The organism is Marinospirillum alkalitolerans (assembly GCF_045055655.1).
Lineage (GTDB): Bacteria > Pseudomonadota > Gammaproteobacteria > Pseudomonadales > Halomonadaceae > Marinospirillum > Marinospirillum alkalitolerans.
Genome location: NZ_JBANFI010000001.1, coordinates 1 through 19,202, shown reverse-complemented (window position 1 = coordinate 19,202; position 19,202 = coordinate 1). Strand labels below are relative to the sequence as shown.

The window sequence follows — 19,202 nt, the reverse complement described above, 5'->3', positions numbered from 1 at the left end:
CGAAAGGCGAAGTATTCTAAAGGATTACCATCGTCTTGGGAAGCATCCAGCCTGTTTTACTGTTTTTTTCTGCTTTTGGCCCTGCCAACCAATCAATACAAGCAGCATATTCATTGGATTTTGCGCGCTATTTTAGTGGCACAAATACTAAACGCAAGGCTTTCCTGCCTGTAGTTTAGAAGCGAGGAGGAAAACCACCGCCACCCATCCCGCCCATACCAGGTGGCAGCTGCCCTTGCATACCGCGCATCATGTTGGCAATCGCGCCTTTATTCGTCATCTTCTTCATCATTTTCTGCATCTGCTTGTGCTGCTTGAGCAGACGATTTAAATCTTGCAGCTGCGTGCCTGAGCCCTGACAAATACGACGCTTACGCGAACCACTGAGCAGATCTGGCTTTTGGCGTTCCCAAGGCGTCATTGAATTAATAATCGCCTCCATCTTGCTCATTTCTTTCATCGGCCCTTGCTGCTCAGCCAGCTTGGCAACCTGACCCATACCAGGCAGTTTCTCCAGCATTGAGCTCATCCCGCCCATTTTTTTCATCTGCTGCAGCTGCTCACGAAAATCCTCTAGATCAAAGCCCTTACCTTTTTTGACCTTCTTAGCAAGCTTCTCTGCTTTATCCTTATCAAGCGTACGCTCGGCCTCTTCGATCAGCGACATTAAGTCGCCCATGCCCAGAATACGAGAGGCAATCCGATCTGGATGGAAGGCTTCAAGCGCATCGGTTTTTTCGCCCATACCGATAAACTTGATCGGCTGACCAGTCATCTGGCGGACAGAAAGCGCTGCACCACCACGCGCATCACCATCCGCCTTAGTCAGCACAACACCGGTCAGTGGCAGGGCTTCATTAAAGGCCTTTGCTGTATTGGCCGCATCCTGACCCGTCATAGCATCCACGACAAACAGCGTTTCGCTGGGCGAAAGCTGCGCATGGATAGCCTGGATCTCGGCCATCATCTCGCCATCGACATGCAAACGACCCGCCGTATCGACCAGCAGCACATCATAAAACTTGATCCGCGCTTCTTTTTTAGCGGCTTCAATAATCTCCGCTGGTTTTTGCGTGGGCAGAGCGGGGAAGCAATCGACACCCACTTCGGTTGCCAGCGTTTGTAGCTGATCCATGGCCGCAGGACGATACACATCCACCGAGACCACCAGCACTTTTTTCTTCTCCCGCTCGGTCAGAAAACGCGCCAGTTTCGCCAGCGTGGTGGTTTTACCGGCACCCTGTAAGCCAGCCATCAGTACACTGGCAGGCTCACCCTTTAGCACCAGCGGAGCCTGCTCTTGCCCCATCACTTCGGTCAGCGTTTCATTCACGATCTTCAGAAACTGCTGGCCCGGCTTAAGCGCCTTAGAGACTTCCTGACCCACGGCACGCTCGCGCACCTGCTCGACAAAACTTTTTACCACTGGCAAGGCGACATCGGCTTCAAGCAGCGCCATGCGAACTTCTCGCAGCGTGTCCTTGATATTGTCCTCACTGAGGCGTGCATTACCAGAAATACTGCGCAGCGTGTGCGATAGACGTTCACTTAAACTTTCAAACATGCGACTCCTCCTATTCACTTTGGCGGCGATTATAGACTAAGCTTGGCAAGCACTCTATGAAAGGCGCATTGGATCAGCGCGTTTGAGGATGTCAAATCACCAGAAATCAGCTAGGATAGCTGGATATTCATTCGCAGGAGTTTTTGCTCAAGCATGGTTGCCTCTCTCCCCCTTAGCCTCCTTGCCATTGCCTTTTATCTGGCAGGGGCCTCTTGGTTGTGGCTGCGTTTATTAGGCAAAGTGCCGGAAAAAAAGCAACTGGTCCAGGTCCTAGGCAGCTTTGCCTTTATCCACCATAGTCTGGTGTTGTTTGATGCACTGGGGCTGCCCTCGCAACTTCATCTTGGACTCGCCGAGGTTGCGCTGCTGCTAACTTGGCTGACCTGCAGCTTTATTCTTTTTGCCAGCCTGCGTCACCCCACACTCAATCTGGGTGCCCTGCTCTTCCCGCTGGCCGCTTTAGCCCTGGCCTTTGCTCAGTTTACTGATCGTCCAACCAATCTGCTGACGAAGGACCATCAACTCTACTTTCATATTTTGGCTTCTTTATCAGCCTATGGGCTCTTTGCACTGGCCAGTGTTCAGTCGGTGCTCCTTGGCATGCAGAACTATCAACTCAAGCATCGCCACCTGCAAGGCCTGATCAGCGTATTACCGCCCTTGCAGATTATGGAACGGCTATTGTTTGATCTGCTTCTGGCCGGCCAACTCTTGCTGACGCTGGGCATGCTCAGCGGATGGCTCTATTTTGATCACTTCTTCGCGCCTGGTCTGCTGCATAAAACCCTCTTATCTTTTATGGCGTGGATTATTTTTGGCATTCTGCTCTTTGGTCATTGGCGCTTTGGCTGGCGGGGGCTCACTGCAGTGCGGTGGACGCTCGGCGGAAGCCTACTCTTGCTGCTGGCTTACTTTGGTAGCCAGTTTGTGCTGCAATTTCTACTGGCATGAGGCGCACCCACCTTGAACGCTGAACTTCCTTTGGGCCTGCTGCTCGGTCTGCTGGCCTTGCTGATTGCCTGCTCTGCTTTTTTCTCTGGCTCTGAAACTGGCATGATGTCGATCAATCGCTATCGCCTCAGCCACAAGGCCAAACAGGGCGATAAGGCCTCGATGCGCATCAGCCATCTGCTCAAGCGCCCAGACCGCCTTTTAGGCGTGATTCTGATCGGTAATAATTTTGTCAATAATCTGGCTGCAGCACTGGCTACCGTCATCGCCATACACTTTCTTGGCGAGAGCCTTGGGCCTTTTGTTGCCACGCTGATTCTGACCATTGTGGTGCTGATTTTTGCCGAGGTGACACCTAAAACCCTGGCAGCCTTGCATCCTGAGCGCTTTGCTCGCCCAGCCTCCTATGCACTCAAGCCTCTGCTGACATTGCTTTATCCGCTGGTCTGGCTGGTCAACTTGGTGAGCAACTTTCTGCTGCGCTTAATGGGTGCCCGACCAGATGAAGGCCGCCCTGATAGCCTGACTTCTGAGGAGCTGCGAACAGTCGTTAATGAGGCTGGCAACCTGATCCCCAGTCGCCACCAGGCGATGCTGCTCTCCATCCTGGATCTAGAAAAAATCACCGTCGATGACATTATGATTCCACGCCAGGAAGTGGTGGGCATCGATCTTGAGCAGGATCTTGATAAAATCCTGGTCCAGCTGCGCTATTCACAACACACCCGTATTCCTGTTTATAAAGGGGATATGAATAATGTCGTCGGCATTCTTCATCTGCGAGGTGCCTTGCGCCTGATGGCCGCCCCCAATCCCAGCAAGGGCATGTTGGTCCAAGAGACGCGCGAACCCTATTTCATTCCAGAATCCACTCCACTGCAAACCCAGCTACTGAATTTCCAAAAAGAGAAGCGCCGCATCGGCATCGTTGTTGATGAGTATGGTGATGTGCAGGGCCTAGTCACCCTAGAAGATATTCTTGAAGAGATTGTTGGTGAATTTACCACCGATGTGCCGCAGCAGCAGGAAGATATCCAGCCTCAGCAGGATGGCTCCTGGTTGATTGATGCCAGCGCCACACTGCGCGAAGTGAATAAACAGCTGCAATGGGAGCTGCCAACACATGGCCCCAAAACACTGAATGGTTTGATTCTAGAGCATCTGGAGTCTATCCCGGACGGCAATGTTTGCTTGCGTTTTGGACCCTATATTATTGAGACCCTTGAGGTCAAAGAAAACCTGATTAAGGCGGTGCGCTGCTGGGCCGTCACACCCAGCAAGAAAAAGCGCCTCGGCCGTTTTTAGCGCTGACTCACGCCGGCTCAATCCAAGCCCCAGTGCTCAGGTTGAGGCATCCAAGCTGCAAGGACCACGCAGCCTGGATGCCAAGCGATCCTTGATTAGGCAAAAGGCCCCAGACCCACCGCACGTTTGAGGCGATCAAGGAAAGGCGCCGCTTCAGCACGCGCTTTTTGTGCCCCTTCACGCAGCACACCCTCAACATAGCCAGGATCGGCCAACAGACGCTGGTATTCCTCACGCGGCCCACGAAGCTGCTCGTTGATCAATTCAAACAACACGCCCTTCATCTCACCCCAGCCTATGCCTTCAGCATAGCGATGGCGCATCGCATCCACATCCGCCTGCTCAGCAAAGGCTGTATAGATCTGAAACAGCGTGCAATCTGTCGGATCCTTCGGCTCGCCTGGTTCAAGCGAATTGGTTTTGATCTTATTGATCAACTTGCGGAGTTTTTTCTCTGGCTCAAACAGCGGAATGGTGTTGTTGTAGCTTTTGCTCATCTTGCGTCCATCCAGACCATTGAGCACCGCCACACGCTGATCAACCACCGCCTCAGGCAGCGTAAAGAAGTCTTCTTTGAAGATATGATTAAAGCGCTGGCCGATATCTCGCGCCATCTCAATATGCTGGATCTGATCACGCCCCACCGGCACCTGATGGGCATTAAACATCAAAATATCGGCCGCCATCAGAATCGGATAGCTATACAGCCCCATCGTGACACCTAAATCAGCATCTTCTTGCGCGGCCAGATTGTCTTGCACTGCGGCCTTATAGGCGTGGGCACGATTCATCAAGCCCTTGGCCGCCACACTGGTCAGCAACCACATCAGCTCGGGGATTTCAGCGATATCGCTTTGACGATAAAACACCGCCTGCTGGGTATCCAAGCCCAGCGCCAGCCAGGTGGCGGCAATTTCACGCCGTGAGGCTTCGACCCGCTCTGGCTCATGGCACTTAATCAGCGCATGAAAGTCTGCAAGGAAATAAAAAGACTCCATCTGCGTATTCTGGCTGGCCTGAATCGCTGGACGAATGGCACCAACATAGTTGCCAAGGTGCGGTGTGCCCGTCGTCGTAATTCCCGTCAGGACGCGCGTTTTTTTGCTCATTTTTCTCTCACTTATATCAGAGGCTTAATAGATGACTCATGGCCGAGCCGCGCTGCGATCTCACGCCGCAGCCTACTCAGGTTGAAAAGGCAAAGGGCGCTCTGGATGATGCACCAGACGCCCTGCTGGCTGGCGATACGGATCCATATCGAGGCCGAGACCTTGCTGCAGCAATTCTGTCAGGATCAACGCACTGAGCCCCCAGATACGATACTGCTGATAGGTATAGCTGGGGATATAAATCCTTTGGCCTGCAAGCTGAATCACATCGGTATGGGTGCGTGGATCATCCAGCAACCAACTCAGGGGCAGGCGAAACACACTCGCCAGCTCCTGACAGCAGGGCGTCAACACCAGCTGATCAGGCACCAAGCCGACATAGGGCGTGACCTTCATGCCATGCAAAGAAATCACATCACTGAGCCGCCCCAAAAGCTGGACGTCTTCTGGTGGCAGGTTGACTTCTTCCTGCGCCTCGCGCAAGGCAGTCTGCTCAAGACTCAGGTCTTGCGGATCACGCTTACCGCCAGGAAAGGCGACCTGCCCCGCATGCGTGCTCATATGCGCCGCGCGCTGCGTCAGAATAATCTCTGGTTCAGCCGCCTGGGTGATGGCTACCAACACCGCCGCCTCAGGGAGCTGAATCTTGAGCGGCTTGGCAGTAAAGCCCGCCAAACGCTCGGTCAGTTGTGTGATCAATCCCGTCTGATTAGACATCCCTCACCTGACTTGGCGGTGATGCAACAGAAGGCGCAGCATCTTGCGGCTGAGTGCTGGTCACCACCGGCAGCGCGGCATGATCCAGCTTCTGCTCAATGCGCTGCATCTGCTCTTGCATCAGTTGTAGGTTTTCACGCATCCAATGAATCTCTGCGGCCTCACCTTCTCCGGTTTCGAGTTCATACTGGGCGCTTTCTTTTTGCATCACATCCAGCACGATCCCGATCATCATATTTAAAAAGATAAACGCATTCAGAAAAATAAAGCTAATAAAATAAATCCAGCTGTAAGGATAGTGCTCCATAGTGGGGTAGAGCACCGCTGTTGCCCAGCTCTCAAAGGTTGCAACCTGAAAGAGCGTCAGCATGGCCAATGCGATATTGCCCCAGAGTTTTTCATCCACATCATGGAAGATAAAGCTGCCCACGGCACCATAGATATAGAAAATAATAAACATCAGTAGCGCGACATAGCCCATACGCGGCAAGGCTTTTAACAAGGCAGAAAGCAGGATGCGCAGCTCAGGAATCATCGAGATCAAGCGCAGCACACGAAACACGCGCAGTAGGCGCGCGAGCAGCACCATCTCGGTATAGTCCATCGGAATCAAGCTGGCCGTGACGACGATAAAGTCGAACACATTCCAACCCTTCTTAAAGAAGTCGATGATGTGCTTTTCTGCAGCGAGACGAATCAGGATTTCAACCAGAAAGAAAATCGTGACCGCCCAATCGAGCCACAGGATCACCTGCTCAAAGCGGTTGGATTCTTCATAGGTTTTGGCTCCGATCAACAGAGCAGAGACAACAATAATCAAAATCACGATTGACTCAAAAGCCTTATTGGCTCTGAGCTGTTCAAAGCGATCTTGGAATTCACGGAATGACAGGGACATACTTCCTCGCAGACGAACACAGGCAAAAGGCAGCCCAACATTATCCGCGAAGCCAGACAGGAAGCAAGCCTTGCTGGCTATCGTTTTGAAAGGAAATCAGCACCCAGCAAAAAGGCCCATCCTTGGGCCTTTATCAGTTCAATAAGAACTTGGGGTGAAGAAAAGTTTAAGGTAAAGACGGGATACGGATATCGGGCATCTCACCAGTGAGCGAGTGGAGGAAGGCCACCATATCATTCACTGTATTTTGATCGAACTCACGACCCAGCATTTCACGACCCATCACCTGTACGGCTTCTTCTAGTGTCTCGACACCACCATTATTGAAGTAGGGGTAAGTCAGCGCCACGTTACGCAAAGTGGGTGTTTTGAAGCGGAAACGATCACCTGGATCACCAGTCACGACAAAGCGACCTTCATCTGTTGAGCCTGGCACTTGAATCGCATGGAATTGGCTATCAGTTAAAGCGGGGCCGCTGTGACAAGCAGTACAACCATTGTCAGCAAAGGCCGCCATGCCGCGTTTCTGGGCATCGGTCAGCGCAGCCAAGTCACCACGCAGGTAGCGGTCAAAGGGTGAGTTAGGTGTATTCAGCGTACGCTGGAAGCTAGCCAAGGCATGGGCAACATTATCCGGCGTGATCTGATCGGCACCATTACCACCATAGGCGCGGGCAAACATCTCGCGATACTCGGTGAACTCGCGCAAGCGCTCTAAAGCCTGATCCAGCGGCATGTTCATTTCGATATCAGCTTCAATCGGGCCTAAAGCCTGCTCTTCCAGAGTGGCAGCGCGGCCGTCCCAAAACTGAGCGGTAAAGAAGCCTGAATTCAGTACTGTCGGCGTATTACGCTCGCCCACCTGACCATCATGGCCTGTCGCTCTAGGGATACGATCAGCCCAACCCAATGCGGGGTTATGGCAAGTCGCGCAGCTGATCACACCACTGGCAGAAATGCGTGGTTCAAAGAACAGCATCTGACCCAGCTCGATCTTGGCCGCCGTCAGGCTATTATCAGCAGGAATGGGGGCAATCGCTGGCAGGGGTTCAAAGCGATTAGCGTAACGGCTATGGTAGCCATCATCCGCCATGGTGAAAGATGAACCTAAGAGCATCGCACCGGCTAAACCTGCAACAGGTAAGGCCTTACTGAGGCTTTTGGTGATCTTCATGAGTGTCTCCTCATCAGTTATTATGACAGCTGATCTTGATTATAACCACAAGCTATCAGCCTATTAGTTTAAATTTATCAATGACTTAGCGACAAACTTAAACAACTGATGTCAGATTAGAGACTAATGTTACTCAGCTCAAGGAGCAGAGGCCGCAAAAGCTTGACCCCTGTCAAGCATTGCGCCGATCCTGTCTTTTCACCCCTTTTTGGCGCCGAGAATCATCATGAAAGGCTATCGTTACCCCAGTATTTCGCTCAATGAGGTCACTCCTGAGCCTCTTTATCGAGATCGCCGACGCTTTATGAAACAGGCCGCAGGCCTCGCTCTAGGCGCGACACTACTGCCTCCCAGTCTGCTTGCGGACACCGCGCCAGCTTGGCCGGCCGATTCGAGCTGGCGGACTGCCTTAGCCGATGCGCCAGCCAGCGACTTTTCCAGCAGAGAAACACTAACCGATGAACGCACCATCACCAGCTACAACAACTTTTTTGAGTTTGGCACCCGTAAACGCGATCCTTCTGATTGGGCGCATCAACTGAGTACCGATCCTTGGTCAGTGCGCGTGGAAGGTCTGGTAGAACAACCAGGCGTCTATGATCTGGATCAGCTGATCAAAAGCGCATGGTTAGAGGAGCGCATTTATCGCTTACGCTGCGTTGAAGCCTGGTCGATGGTCATTCCTTGGGTTGGCTTTCAGCTCAGCCACTTGATCAACCAGCTGAAACCCCTTTCAAGTGCACGCTATGTGGTGTTTGAAACCCTCTATGATCCAAGCCAGTTTCGTGGCCAGCGCCAACAGACGATTGATTGGCCCTATCGTGAAGGCTTGCGAATGGATGAGGCCATGCATCCTTTAACCTTGATGGCTGTTGGCCTGTATGGCAAAACACTGCCGAATCAAAATGGTGCTCCACTGCGTTTAGTTGTGCCGTGGAAGTATGGCTTTAAAAGCATCAAGTCGATTGTCACGCTGCGTTTTCAAGAAGAACAGCCTGTCTCCAGCTGGCAAGCTCTGGCACCAAATGAATATGGCTTTTATGCCAACGTCAATCCTGAAGTGAATCATCCACGCTGGTCTCAAGCGACCGAGCGACGCTTGGGTGAATCAGGTCGGCGGGCCACACTGATGTTCAATGGCTATGCAGAAGAGGTCGCGCACCTGTATCGCGGCCTTGATCTTCGGGTGCACTACTGATGCCGACTCGACTCCATTGGCTGCACACAGGCGGACGCTGGTCTTGGGTGGATCTGCTGCTGATCACGCCACTGGTTTATCTTGGCTGCGCCGCTTGGCAAGACGAGCTAGGTGTCTTTCCACTCGAAACCCTGTTGTTTTTTTCTGGCCATGCCGCCTTGATCCTGTTACTGATCACCCTCGGATGGGGCAGCCTGTATGGCCTCACCCGCTGGCCTGTTTTCCTGACTTCGCGCAAGCACTTGGGTCTGGCCGCCTTTGCCTGGACGAGTCTCCATCTGCTGCTTTGGTTGGAGTGGGAAACCGGCTGGAGCCTTGGCGTGATCGCGCAGCTTTCTATTGATCTGCTTTATATTCAACTCGGATGGCTGATCTGGCTGGGCCTAGCACTGCTAAGCGCCACTTCTTGGTCTTGGCTACGCCAGAGGTTGACGCCGCGCAGCTGGCAGGTAATTCACTGGCTGATCTATCCATTGATTGCGCTCAGCCTATGGCATTACGCCATCGTCATTCGCCTCGATTACACGCCGCTGCACCTTTATACACTCAGCTTGACGCTCCTGCTTGGTCTCCGCTTCTGGTTAAGCGGCCGCCCTCAGTCTGAGGCATTGGGCAGGTATAACCGCCAATCGACCAAAGCCAACACCTCAAACGCAGGCTCTTCATAGGGATGGGCCTGCTGGAGTGCATGGATCGCAGCACCAAGATGTTCAGCTGCACATAAGAGCTCAACCTTAAGTTCAGCCACCTGCTCTAACTGCCCCACGCTCCCCAAGTGGGGCTGCGCGCCAGCTAAAGGCCGAAACTGCCCTTGCCCAAGCGTCTCAAAGCAACACTGCTCATACTGACCTAAACGCCCTGCACCTGTTGCAAAAACAGCGGCTTTAACGCCTTCAGCCGCCTCGACCGGCACATAAAATACCAGCTTATACTGCTCACGCATGTTGATCTCCTTGATCGATGCTCAACCGCTTAGGCTGCTCTCACTGGCCCCACCAAAACACAGGCGCGCAGCTTCTCTTGGCCAAAGCAAGCCATACGTTCAAATTCTAAATGGGTAATCGGGACTTGTTGGGTATCCAGACAGCTCTTCTGATCTTCTTCATCAATTTCAGGATCATGAATATAAACAAACTGCGCATCCAAGGCCGTAACGACCACCCAGTGCGGACTTTTACTGCGGCTCATGCGCCAACTACTCATTAAGATCAATGGAATCCAGCCTGCCTCTAAGGCCTGCTGCATATCCTGCAAACTGATCGCAATCCGCTGCTCCTCAATGCCTTGCTCGGCCAGCTGTTCACTAAAGTCTTGATGGACCTTTTCGAGCACTTCTTTTTTCATTGGCGAGCGCACACCTTTAGTAAATAAAGGCCCCTCTTGATTGACCCAAAGCGAGACCGCGAAACCACGTCGCCAAGCGGCCAGCGCCAACCCCCGCGGACCGCAGCCACCATGCCCTGAGGTCATGAATATACTGGTCGCCTCACGCCACAGCTGCAACTCATGGCGTTGATCCAGCCGCGTCTCGGCTTGCTGCGCTCCCATCGCCATCAATAAAGCAGCCGGACCACAGGTAAAAGGCAGGGTCTGTTGATAGTAGGGGACATGGCGCTGCACACCCTCGGGTGCTTTACGCAAGCGTTTTTGCAAACGCCATGCGGGGCTATGATCCTCATAATAATCGGCATATTGCGCAAAGCGTCGATACCCCTGCTGCTGATAAAGCTTCAGTGCCACAAGATTATCCTGACGCACCTCCAGTCGCACCATCGCACAGCCTTCTGCCAAAGCCAGTGTCTCTGCACGCGCTAAGAGCAGCTGACCCAATCCCTGCCCTTGCCAGTCTGGTGCCACGGCCAGTGAGTAGAGACGCGCTAAACTGGTACCACGATGGAATAATAGAAGGACATAGCCCGCCAACTGCCAGCAGGCGTCCTTTTTGATCTGCAAAAGATCCAGCTGGGCATGGCCTTTTTGGATCAACCAGCGCAGCTGCCGCCGTGTTAAGCGATCACCTTGAAAAGCCTGCTGCTCTAAAGCCAATAGAGCCGGAAGATCTGCTAATTCCGCTGAACGCCACGCTTGTTGCTCCATCTTTTCCTCCACCTCATGCTGCACGCCCAACTCACCAAAATAGGCTGTTGACAGGGGCTTGTTTTTTAGCCTGATAAGGTGAATAGTGCGCTTATTGCGATCAAAATACAGCCCACCCCCACCGATCTTTTTTCTTGATTGAGCCCAGCATTCCATGACCCGTTTACGCCTGATTGTCGATAAAAAATCTGACTGGACCGCCTACTATCCAACCGAGGATCTGCTCACGGCCCATGAGTATCTCGCCCAAGGGAGCCACAGCGGCAGCAAGCCAACGCAGGTCATCAACCTCTGCAACAGCTATCGCTATCTCAGCTATGGCTATTACACCTCTTTGCTGGCAGAAGCACGCAGCCATAAGGTGATTCCATCTATTCGCACCATCAACGATTTGGGTAAAAAATCGATTTATGGGCTGAATATGGAGGGTCTCCATGCCACGCTCAATAAGCTAGTCAATAAAAATGCAGCGCTCAGAACCCAGCTTGAAGAAGAACAGCGCTTGCAGGTGACCTTGTGCTTTGGCCAAACACACTTCGCGCCCTTGGCTGATTTAGCACGGCAGATTTTTGAGCACTTCCCCTGCCCGATTTTGAGCATGACCTTTCGCAAGGCAGAAACCTGGCAGATTGAATCCTTACGTCCTGAAGGCTTAAAACATCTGAATGAACAGGAGCAAGATCTGTTTGCCAGCGCCTTAGATGCCTACAGCCGCAAGGTCTGGCGCAAACCCAATGCCAAGCGCCAATATCGCTATGATTTGGCGATTCTGGTCGATCCGCACGATAAGTTGCCGCCTTCTGATCCAGTCGCGCTGAAAAACTTTATCAAAGCAGGTCGCCAACTGGGGATGGATGTTGAACTGATCGAAAAGAAAGATTTCAGCCATCTGGCCGAATACGATGCGCTGTTTATTCGTGAAACCACCTCCATCAGCAACCATACCTACCGCTTTGCCAAAAAAGCCGAGGTGGAAGGGATGGTCGTCATGGATGATCCCACATCGATTCTGCGCTGCTGCAATAAGGTGTATCTGGCCGACCTGCTGGCCAGCAAGGGCATTCCCATGCCGCACACCACTTTTCTCTATAAGGATCGCAAAAAAGAGCTCCTGGCTATCGCTGCCACCCTGCACTATCCAGCAGTTCTGAAGGTGCCTGATGGAGCCTTCTCCAAGGGCGTCGTCAAGGTACAAGATCAAGCGGAATTGATGACACAGGCTGAAGTGTATTTCAAACAGTCCGCGATCTTACTGGTACAGGAATTTATGTACACAGATTACGACTGGCGTATTGGTGTGCTGAATAACAAACCCCTGTTTGCCTGCCAGTATTTTATGACCAAGGGCCACTGGCAAATTTATAACCACAGCTCAGGCGAGGCGGAGTCAGGTGGATTTACGACCCTTCCTGTCCACCAAGTACCTGCACAGGTGATCAAAACAGCACTCAAGGCCACCAAGCTGATTGGCAAGGGTTTGTACGGTGTAGATCTGAAGCAAAGCGGGGATCGAGTGGTGGTGATTGAGGTGAACGACAACCCCAATATCGATTCCGACGTAGAAGACTTATATTTAAAAGAAGATCTCTACCATCAGGTGATGAGTGAATTCCTGCGGCGTCTCGAAAACAAGCGTCTCGGCCAGCTTTGAGAGAAACTAAGATCCCGCAGCATCAGCTCGGCGATAACGCCCCTGATAATCAAAGAGCTTCTGCTGGATGCGCCAGTGTTTGCGCTGCATCTTGCGGGCAATGACAAAATCAGGATGGCGCAGGCGCTCGCTGCCTGCTGCGGCTTCTTCAGCGCTAGCGGGGCTCCAGCCACAGCCAGGGGCTTTTAAGTGATCACGCAGAAACACCTGCTCAAAGACATAACGCTGCGCTGGTGTTTCCAGTGCATACCAATCACTGAGTTCGGTGCCATCTTCATCATGGTAGGTGACTTTCAGGCGCGGTAATCCCCGGCCATTCACGCTGGCCTCCAGTGTCATACCGCTCACCCTTAACACCAGCGCATCACGCAACTGCAAGGCTTCTTTCAGGCGTTTGTCCGCATCCACCAAGGTGGCATCACAATGGGGGCACACCCGTGCGGCAATATCGGCTTCACCCCCACAAGCCTCACAGACCCGATAGCGGAAACGAAAATCACATTGTGCACTCTGCTCGTCCTCCTCCAGCCAACCCTGACAGCGCCGCCCAAAATGCTCTAGCACCTCGCCAGCCGCATTCATCCGTCCCCAAAAGCTATTGGCAAAACCACAGCCGGGGCAAAGTACTTGCACCAACTGGGTATCGCGTGCGGGTTGTGGCTGATTGATTTCTGGCGACCAGAGATCCCAAGCATTGCCGGCATAATCTAAAATCAGACAGTCTTGCTTATCCGTCTCTGGAGACAAGCGCAAACCACGGCCCAGCATCTGCTGATAGAGGCTCACAGATTCGGTGGGGCGCAGCAGGGCGATCACATCCACATGGGGTGCATCAAAACCTGTCGTCAACACCGAGACATTGACCAAATACTTCAGCTGACGAGCTTTAAAGGCGAGGATCAAAGCCTCGCGCTGCTCACTGGATGTGGCACCAGTGACCAAGCCAGTCAGATCAGCAGGCAGCAAGCCTGCCACTTCTTCAGCATGGCGAACACTGGCACAAAAGATCATCACCCCTTGGCGCGGCGCGGCGCGCTGCTCAATATCGGCGACGATCTGTGGTGTCACACGCTGCTCACTCACCAGCCTATCCATCTGCTTTTCATTAAAGTAACCAGAGGCCATCGGTGTCAGCGAGGAAAAATCATAGGACAAGAGCGCCATATCCAGTGGCTTGGGTGGGACTAGGTATCCTTTTTTCACCATCCAGCGCAAGGGAAGCTCATAGAGGCATGCACGAAAAAAGCTGCTTTCTTCACCGCGTACAGCCTGCTGCTGTAGATGGCGATGATAGATAAAACCCTGACCGAGGCGATAAGGGGTGGCCGTCAGACCCAGAATTTTTAAACGGGGATTCTGAGCCCGCAGAAATTGGATCACCTGCTGGTAGGCTGAATCCTCGTTTAGGCTCACACGATGACATTCATCGATCACTAAAAGCGTAAAGCCAGCATCCTCAAAACGGGCCAGATGCCGACTAACAGATTGCACTGAGCCAAAGACCACTTGACGCTCAGCTTGCTTCAATCCAAGTCCTGCACTAAAAATATCCGCCTGTAGGCCATAGGCTTGGTATTTACTGTGATTCTGCTCGACCAGTTCACGTATATGTGCCAGCACCAGCACCCGCCCACGCGCCAAGCGGGCCAGTTCAGCAATCACCAGGCTTTTCCCTGCGCCCGTGGGCAGCACCAACAGACCCGGATCATCGGTTTGACGAAACCAGGCCAGTACCCGCGTGACCGCCTCCTGCTGATAATCGCGCAGCTGCACACGCGGTAATAAGCTTGGGGGCGCAGAGGACATCACTTAATCGACTTTATAAACAGGATCACGCTTCGCCAAATAAGCCTGTACGGCTTCCATTTGATTGGGTGAACCCAGCAGACGCTTTTGCAGCTTTTCTTCCATCGCGATGCGTTCTTCATCCGTTTGCGTATAGGAATCACGCAGAAGGCGCTTGGTGGCCTTAGCCATCTCAGGCGGACGCTTGATGATTTCACGCGCCAGGGCTTCTGCTCGTGCCCAGGGATCATCAGCCAGCTCTGTCACCAGCCCTTCTTGCAAAGCTTGTGGGCCTTCGAGCACCTCAGTGGTCAGCGTCATGCGCATCAGCACATCTTCACGTACACAGCCTCGCGCCGTCACGCTCATCCCCATATCTGGGATAATGCCCCAGCGCCCTTCCATCACTGAAAGGCGCGCTTCTGGGTGAGCAATGCGCAGATCCGCACCAAAAGCCATCTGCAAGCCACCGCCATAGCAATAGCCTTGAATGACGGCAATGACCGGCACTGGCAAGGCACGCCAGCCAAGGGCCAAGTGCTGCACTTTATTATGTGGATAACCATCACAGCCGCTGAGTAGCCACTGGATGTTTTTGGGATCGGCCATCACACTCATCACATCGAGGCCACTACAGAAGCTCTTGCCTTCACCGCCCAGGATCACTACACGCACATCCCGGTGATTTTGCAAGCTGCTTAACACATCCAGCAAGGATTCAATCAGATCCATATTCAAACTGTTATGGACATCAGGGCGATTGAAGCGCACAGAGGCGATACCTTGATCGATCTGCAACTTGACTGGAGATTCAGCGAGGTTCTTGTCCTGCATTATCATGACTCCTTGATCAACACAATGCGAAAAGAACATTCTAGAAGGGGTGCGCTAAAAATCAAACAGATGTTTTAGCTTTCTTGTTCTGGGCAGGGGAGAGGGCCGCCTTAGGCAGCGGTTTGACGTGCTAAACGCAAGGTTTGCTGGAGTACACGCGCATCCTCAGCGGCACGATGACGTATCAAGCCCAGTTGTTGCTGGACCTGATATTTGATCTGACTCCAGCTCTCAAGCTGCGCTTCACTCAATAAGCGGCTCAGTGTTTCAACGCGAAACGCCTGTAAACGCTGAGCTTGGTCAAAAAGTAACGCGATCCAAGTGTTATCAAAACCCCAGCTGTCGCTATAGACGGTCAAACCAGCCAGCTCATGATTGAGCCACTCAGCCACTTCAACCACGCTCGACCCTTCAGCAAAAAGCTGCTCACGACTGAGGCCATGAATGCTCTCAGCCTCTGCGCTCCAATGATGCCAATGCTCTAGCGGTGTAATCAAACGTGCTTCAGCCTCACCATTTGGACGCACAAAGCCGATCTCGATCGGATAACTGCCACGGCCAAAGCCTGAAGCTTCGACATCAATGATGTAGGGTAAATCCATAAATGAGCCTTGTGCTGAGGTGGCAAGAGACTTCCGAGCATAGAAGCCTAGCAATTTTGACGCCAAGTCATTGTATCAGCACAAGGAAAAGGGATCAGCCTTGGATTTCCCAGAGGCTGGCTTTTTCTTCACTTTTTGCTAAACCCAGCTCACCAGCACGATAAGCCTGCGCCAAACGTGCTCGCGCTTCGGCCTGCCCTTGTTCAGCCGCACGAGCATACCAGGTCACCGCGTGGGCATCATTCTGCAAGAAGGGCGCACAGCCCCGCTCATAGAAACAAGCTAGGCTCCACTGAGCTTCGGCATCGCCCTGTTGGGCTGCCTTCATTAGATATTCCGCACCCAGCAAACGATCACGAGTGGTGACACCTTCATTCATCAGGCGCTGGCCGAACACCAGTAAGGTGGGGGGATGCCCCTTCTGGGCAGCCTTTTGCACCAAGCGCCGAGTTAACTGAGAAAAAAAGGAAAGACCCGATTTACAAGCCAGCTTGTAGCAGCGATCTGCCAAAGAAAACTCTAAATTGGCAATCAACTGTTGAGACAAAGCCATGTTAAGCAACCCTATCGAATGAATACAGTGCTGTGAATTCGCAACCGCGATATGTGGCGCGGATTGTAATCAGCTCAGCGACTTTTGATAAGCCATTTTTTCATTTTCGTGTCATTTTAGCTTTTTTTGTTGCCTATTCTCACTCAGACGAGCATAAAGCACTCTATTGGTGCACGCTGGATACAGCTTGCCTCTGTTATAATCTTGGTTCAGCCATCTGCCATGGAGCCGATTATGCTCAGCGTTATTTCACCTGCCAAATCACTGGATTTTGAGACCCCAGCACACACCCCGAGCTACAGCCAACCACGCTTTTTAGACGAAGCCGCTCAACTAATTACCCAGCTTAAACGCCTCAGCCCCCAAGAAGTCAGCCAGTTGATGAAAATCAGTGATCAGCTTGGCAGTTTAAATGCCGCTCGTTTTCAGAACTGGTCACCGCCCTTTCAACCCGACAATGCGAAGCAGGCTGTTCTCGCCTTTACTGGTGATGTCTACCAAGGGCTAGACGCCGCCCATTTGGATCCAGAAACCTTGGAATATGCACAAGAGCACTTGGCTATCCTTTCTGGACTCTATGGCTTATTGCGGCCCTTAGACCTTATTCAGCCTTATCGTCTTGAAATGGGTACCCGCTTTGCACATGATGACGGCAGCGATTTGTATCAGCTCTGGAAACCACGTTTAGCTTCGGTACTGCAAGCCCAGCTCGATCAACAGTCTGCCCCAGTGCTGATTAATCTGGCCTCGCAGGAATACTTTAAAAGTATCGATGTGAAAAAGCTGAAAGCACGTATCATCACCCCTGTCTTCAAAGACTGGAAAAATGGTGAATACAAGATCATTAGTTCTTATGCCAAAAAAGCGCGCGGACTCATGTGCCGCTACCAGCTGCTGAATCGTATTGATCAACCAGAAGGGCTGAAAGACTTTGACTTAGAAGGCTATCAATATCAGCCGCATCATAGTGAAGGGGATAGCTGGGTCTTTACACGCCGCATAGCGGACTAGACACAAGAGCAACTGAGTCACGACTAGACTAGGTGGATTGCATAGCTCAGCAGCCTTCTCGGAGCCAGCCGCCGCCAGACTCAAAACAAAAAGAAAAAGCGGCCTCCAAGGAGACCGCTTTTTACACTGCCAAGAATCATCATCGTGACTAGGCTTGTTCAACCTGCTCGATACCCTGAATCAACCAAGGTGCATTGTCCTGCTGCATATCACGCACCAGATGCCAGATTTCGCAGAAAAGGTGATCAGGACTGCCTGACTCACTCATGACACCATGGAACATCACGGCCAGCTCAACACGCTGTTCTACCTGCTGAATCAAGGTCAATTCAGCAGCCAGCTTGCGTACTTCTGTCTTCACCACACCGGTTTCACGCTGACGCTCCTCGCACAGGAACTGGTAGAGCTCAGGTGTGACATATTCTTCTATTTTGGCCAGGTCATTGGCATCCCAGGCAGCTTGCAAATCGATAAAATGCTGGCGCGCTCCTTCTAAGAAAGCACTCTCATTAAACCAATCCGGTGCACCATAAAGAATGGGTTCCGCCTCAGCTTCGCTATTGAGCGGCTGGCTGGATGCATAGGCTGAAGTTGCTGGCATCACTGGCTGCTCAGGCTCGGCATAGGGAGAAGATTGAGGCGCATGATACCCCCCAGCTGTGGCTGTCTGAGGCTGTTGTTGGCGACGGCTGCGCAGAAAAAGAAACACTCCACCCACAATCAAGAGCAGTAATAGGATATCAAAAGCCTGAATGCCCTCAAAAGCGCCACCCATAAAGAGCGCCGCTAAAAGGCCACCTGCAGCCAGGCCCATCAACATACCACCAAAACCGCTCCGTTGTGGTGCAGCAGCAGGTTGCTGACGCTGCTGCGCAGGCTGGCTAGCTTGACGAGAGGGAGCCTGAGGTGCAGGCGCTGCTTGACGCGAGAAATTACCAGAAGAGCCACCCCCACCAAAACGCCGTGCATCGGCTTCACTGATGCCTAAAGAAGCCACAAATAAACAGCTCATCACTAGTGCTAAAAATCTTGTCACAGGAACCCCCTTCGTCTATCAGACTTATCTCTAGCTCGCAGTTTGCTCAAGCATCAAGTAAGCTGGTTTTTGTTATCAAAACTCACCCCATTAGACTCAAGTCTAACAATAATTGTCGACAAATGGGAGAAAGACATGCTCTTACAAGCATCAAAAAGTCTTCTTTTGGTCATCGATATTCAAAAGAAGTTAGCTCCACATATACACCAGGCATCACAAGTCATTAACCAGAGCTGCTGGCTGCTTGAAGTCGCTCGTGAGTTGGGTGTCAGTATCAGAGCAACAGAGCAATATCCGCAAGGTATTGGTGCTACTGTCGCGCCCATTGCTGCCCGACTCAAACCAGAAGAAATCCTACAGAAGATGCACTTTAGCGCCCTGCGTGAAGAAACCATCAAGAATCATCTTGCAGATTTGGGAAAGTCACAAGTCGTGCTAATCGGCACCGAAGCCCATGTGTGCTGCTTTCAAACAGCGGCCGATCTTCTCGATCAAGGCTATTCGGTTTATCTGGTTGAAGAGGCGCTTGGCTCTCGCCAGCCACGTGACAAGGCACTGGCTTTAAAGCGCTTACAGCAAGCGGGAGCACAGCTGGTCAGTAAAGAAATGGTCGCTTTTGAGTGGCTCGAAAAGTCTGGCACAGAGACCTTCCGTCATATTAGCCGAGGATGGATACGCTAGAGCTATTTTTCACGGTTCAAAAAAGACTGCGCCAAA

General features: G+C 52.2%; 19 protein-coding genes. 7 read left to right on the top strand and 12 right to left on the bottom strand.

All coding sequences use genetic code 11. The features are described 5' to 3' along the window. Positions 1–175: 175 nt before the first annotated feature. Positions 176–1,564, bottom strand: a complete 1,389-nt coding sequence (ffh, locus tag V6U78_RS00095; RefSeq protein WP_405335736.1) for a signal recognition particle protein — start codon at positions 1,562–1,564, stop codon at positions 176–178. A 153-nt stretch (positions 1,565–1,717) separates the two neighbouring features. On the opposite strand from ffh, the gene V6U78_RS00090 reads away from it, so the two are divergent. Then, the gene (locus V6U78_RS00090; protein ID WP_405335733.1) at positions 1,718–2,515 is read left to right on the top strand and encodes a cytochrome C assembly family protein; all 798 of its coding nucleotides are present in this window, start codon (positions 1,718–1,720) and stop codon (positions 2,513–2,515) included. Between the two features lie 12 nt (positions 2,516–2,527). Continuing rightward, positions 2,528–3,820, top strand: a complete 1,293-nt coding sequence (locus V6U78_RS00085) for an HlyC/CorC family transporter (protein ID WP_405335730.1) — start codon at positions 2,528–2,530, stop codon at positions 3,818–3,820. Between the two features lie 95 nt (positions 3,821–3,915). Here V6U78_RS00085 and trpS read toward each other — a convergent pair whose 3' ends face one another. From trpS to V6U78_RS00065, 4 genes are all read right to left on the bottom strand, one after another. Next, the gene (trpS, locus tag V6U78_RS00080; protein ID WP_405335727.1) at positions 3,916–4,929 is read right to left on the bottom strand and encodes a tryptophan--tRNA ligase; all 1,014 of its coding nucleotides are present in this window, start codon (positions 4,927–4,929) and stop codon (positions 3,916–3,918) included. Between the two features lie 72 nt (positions 4,930–5,001). Then, a complete protein-coding gene (locus V6U78_RS00075; RefSeq protein ID WP_405335724.1) occupies positions 5,002–5,646 on the bottom strand; it encodes a CoA pyrophosphatase in 645 nt (214 codons plus the stop codon). Next, positions 5,639–6,544, bottom strand: a complete 906-nt coding sequence (locus tag V6U78_RS00070; protein WP_405335721.1) for an ion transporter — start codon at positions 6,542–6,544, stop codon at positions 5,639–5,641. The genes V6U78_RS00075 and V6U78_RS00070 overlap by 8 nt, the downstream gene beginning before the upstream one ends. Positions 6,545–6,710: 166 nt before the next feature. After that, complete coding sequence (locus V6U78_RS00065; RefSeq protein WP_405335718.1) at positions 6,711–7,718, bottom strand: cytochrome-c peroxidase; 1,008 nt, start codon at positions 7,716–7,718, stop codon at positions 6,711–6,713. A gap of 226 nt (positions 7,719–7,944) precedes the next feature. On the opposite strand from V6U78_RS00065, the gene msrP reads away from it, so the two are divergent. Further along, entirely contained in the window at positions 7,945–8,916 is a 972-nt protein-coding gene (gene msrP / locus V6U78_RS00060; RefSeq protein WP_405335715.1) for a protein-methionine-sulfoxide reductase catalytic subunit MsrP, read from the top strand. Beyond that, complete coding sequence (locus V6U78_RS00055; protein WP_405335712.1) at positions 8,916–9,584, top strand: ferric reductase-like transmembrane domain-containing protein; 669 nt, start codon at positions 8,916–8,918, stop codon at positions 9,582–9,584. The genes msrP and V6U78_RS00055 overlap by 1 nt, the downstream gene beginning before the upstream one ends. Here V6U78_RS00055 and V6U78_RS00050 read toward each other — a convergent pair. After that, positions 9,512–9,859 carry an NGG1p interacting factor NIF3 gene (locus V6U78_RS00050; RefSeq protein ID WP_405335709.1) on the bottom strand — a complete coding sequence of 116 codons (348 nt, stop codon included), beginning with the start codon at positions 9,857–9,859 and terminating at the stop codon, positions 9,512–9,514. The genes V6U78_RS00055 and V6U78_RS00050 overlap by 73 nt on opposite strands. 29 nt (positions 9,860–9,888) lie before the next feature. Then, the gene (locus V6U78_RS00045) at positions 9,889–11,013 is read right to left on the bottom strand and encodes a GNAT family N-acetyltransferase/peptidase C39 family protein (protein ID WP_405335706.1); all 1,125 of its coding nucleotides are present in this window, start codon (positions 11,011–11,013) and stop codon (positions 9,889–9,891) included. Positions 11,014–11,167: 154 nt separating this feature from the next. Here V6U78_RS00045 and V6U78_RS00040 point away from each other — a divergent pair, with 154 nt between their 5' ends. After that, on the top strand, positions 11,168–12,664 hold the full coding sequence (locus V6U78_RS00040; protein WP_405335703.1) for a RimK family protein: 1,497 nt from the start codon (positions 11,168–11,170) through the stop codon (positions 12,662–12,664). Positions 12,665–12,670: 6 nt separating this feature from the next. Here the strand turns inward: V6U78_RS00040 and V6U78_RS00035 are convergent, their stop codons facing one another. From V6U78_RS00035 to V6U78_RS00020, 4 genes are all read right to left on the bottom strand, one after another. Further along, entirely contained in the window at positions 12,671–14,470 is a 1,800-nt protein-coding gene (locus V6U78_RS00035; protein ID WP_405335700.1) for a DEAD/DEAH box helicase, read from the bottom strand. A 3-nt stretch (positions 14,471–14,473) separates the two neighbouring features. After that, positions 14,474–15,283 carry a crotonase/enoyl-CoA hydratase family protein gene (locus V6U78_RS00030; protein ID WP_405335697.1) on the bottom strand — a complete coding sequence of 270 codons (810 nt, stop codon included), beginning with the start codon at positions 15,281–15,283 and terminating at the stop codon, positions 14,474–14,476. Positions 15,284–15,393: 110 nt separating this feature from the next. Beyond that, on the bottom strand, positions 15,394–15,885 hold the full coding sequence (locus V6U78_RS00025; protein ID WP_405335694.1) for a hypothetical protein: 492 nt from the start codon (positions 15,883–15,885) through the stop codon (positions 15,394–15,396). Positions 15,886–15,979: 94 nt separating this feature from the next. Beyond that, a complete protein-coding gene (locus V6U78_RS00020) occupies positions 15,980–16,438 on the bottom strand; it encodes a tetratricopeptide repeat protein (RefSeq protein WP_405335691.1) in 459 nt (152 codons plus the stop codon). Between the two features lie 234 nt (positions 16,439–16,672). Here V6U78_RS00020 and yaaA point away from each other — a divergent pair, with 234 nt between their 5' ends. Beyond that, a complete protein-coding gene (yaaA, locus tag V6U78_RS00015; protein WP_405335688.1) occupies positions 16,673–17,449 on the top strand; it encodes a peroxide stress protein YaaA in 777 nt (258 codons plus the stop codon). A 148-nt stretch (positions 17,450–17,597) separates the two neighbouring features. Here the strand turns inward: yaaA and V6U78_RS00010 are convergent, their stop codons facing one another. Then, positions 17,598–18,485, bottom strand: coding sequence for a Tim44 domain-containing protein (locus V6U78_RS00010; RefSeq protein ID WP_405335687.1), 888 nt, complete (start codon positions 18,483–18,485; stop codon positions 17,598–17,600). 135 nt (positions 18,486–18,620) lie between these two features. Between V6U78_RS00010 and V6U78_RS00005 the strand changes: the two genes are divergently transcribed. After that, positions 18,621–19,166, top strand: a complete 546-nt coding sequence (locus V6U78_RS00005; RefSeq protein ID WP_405335684.1) for a hydrolase — start codon at positions 18,621–18,623, stop codon at positions 19,164–19,166. Positions 19,167–19,202: the final 36 nt, after the last annotated feature.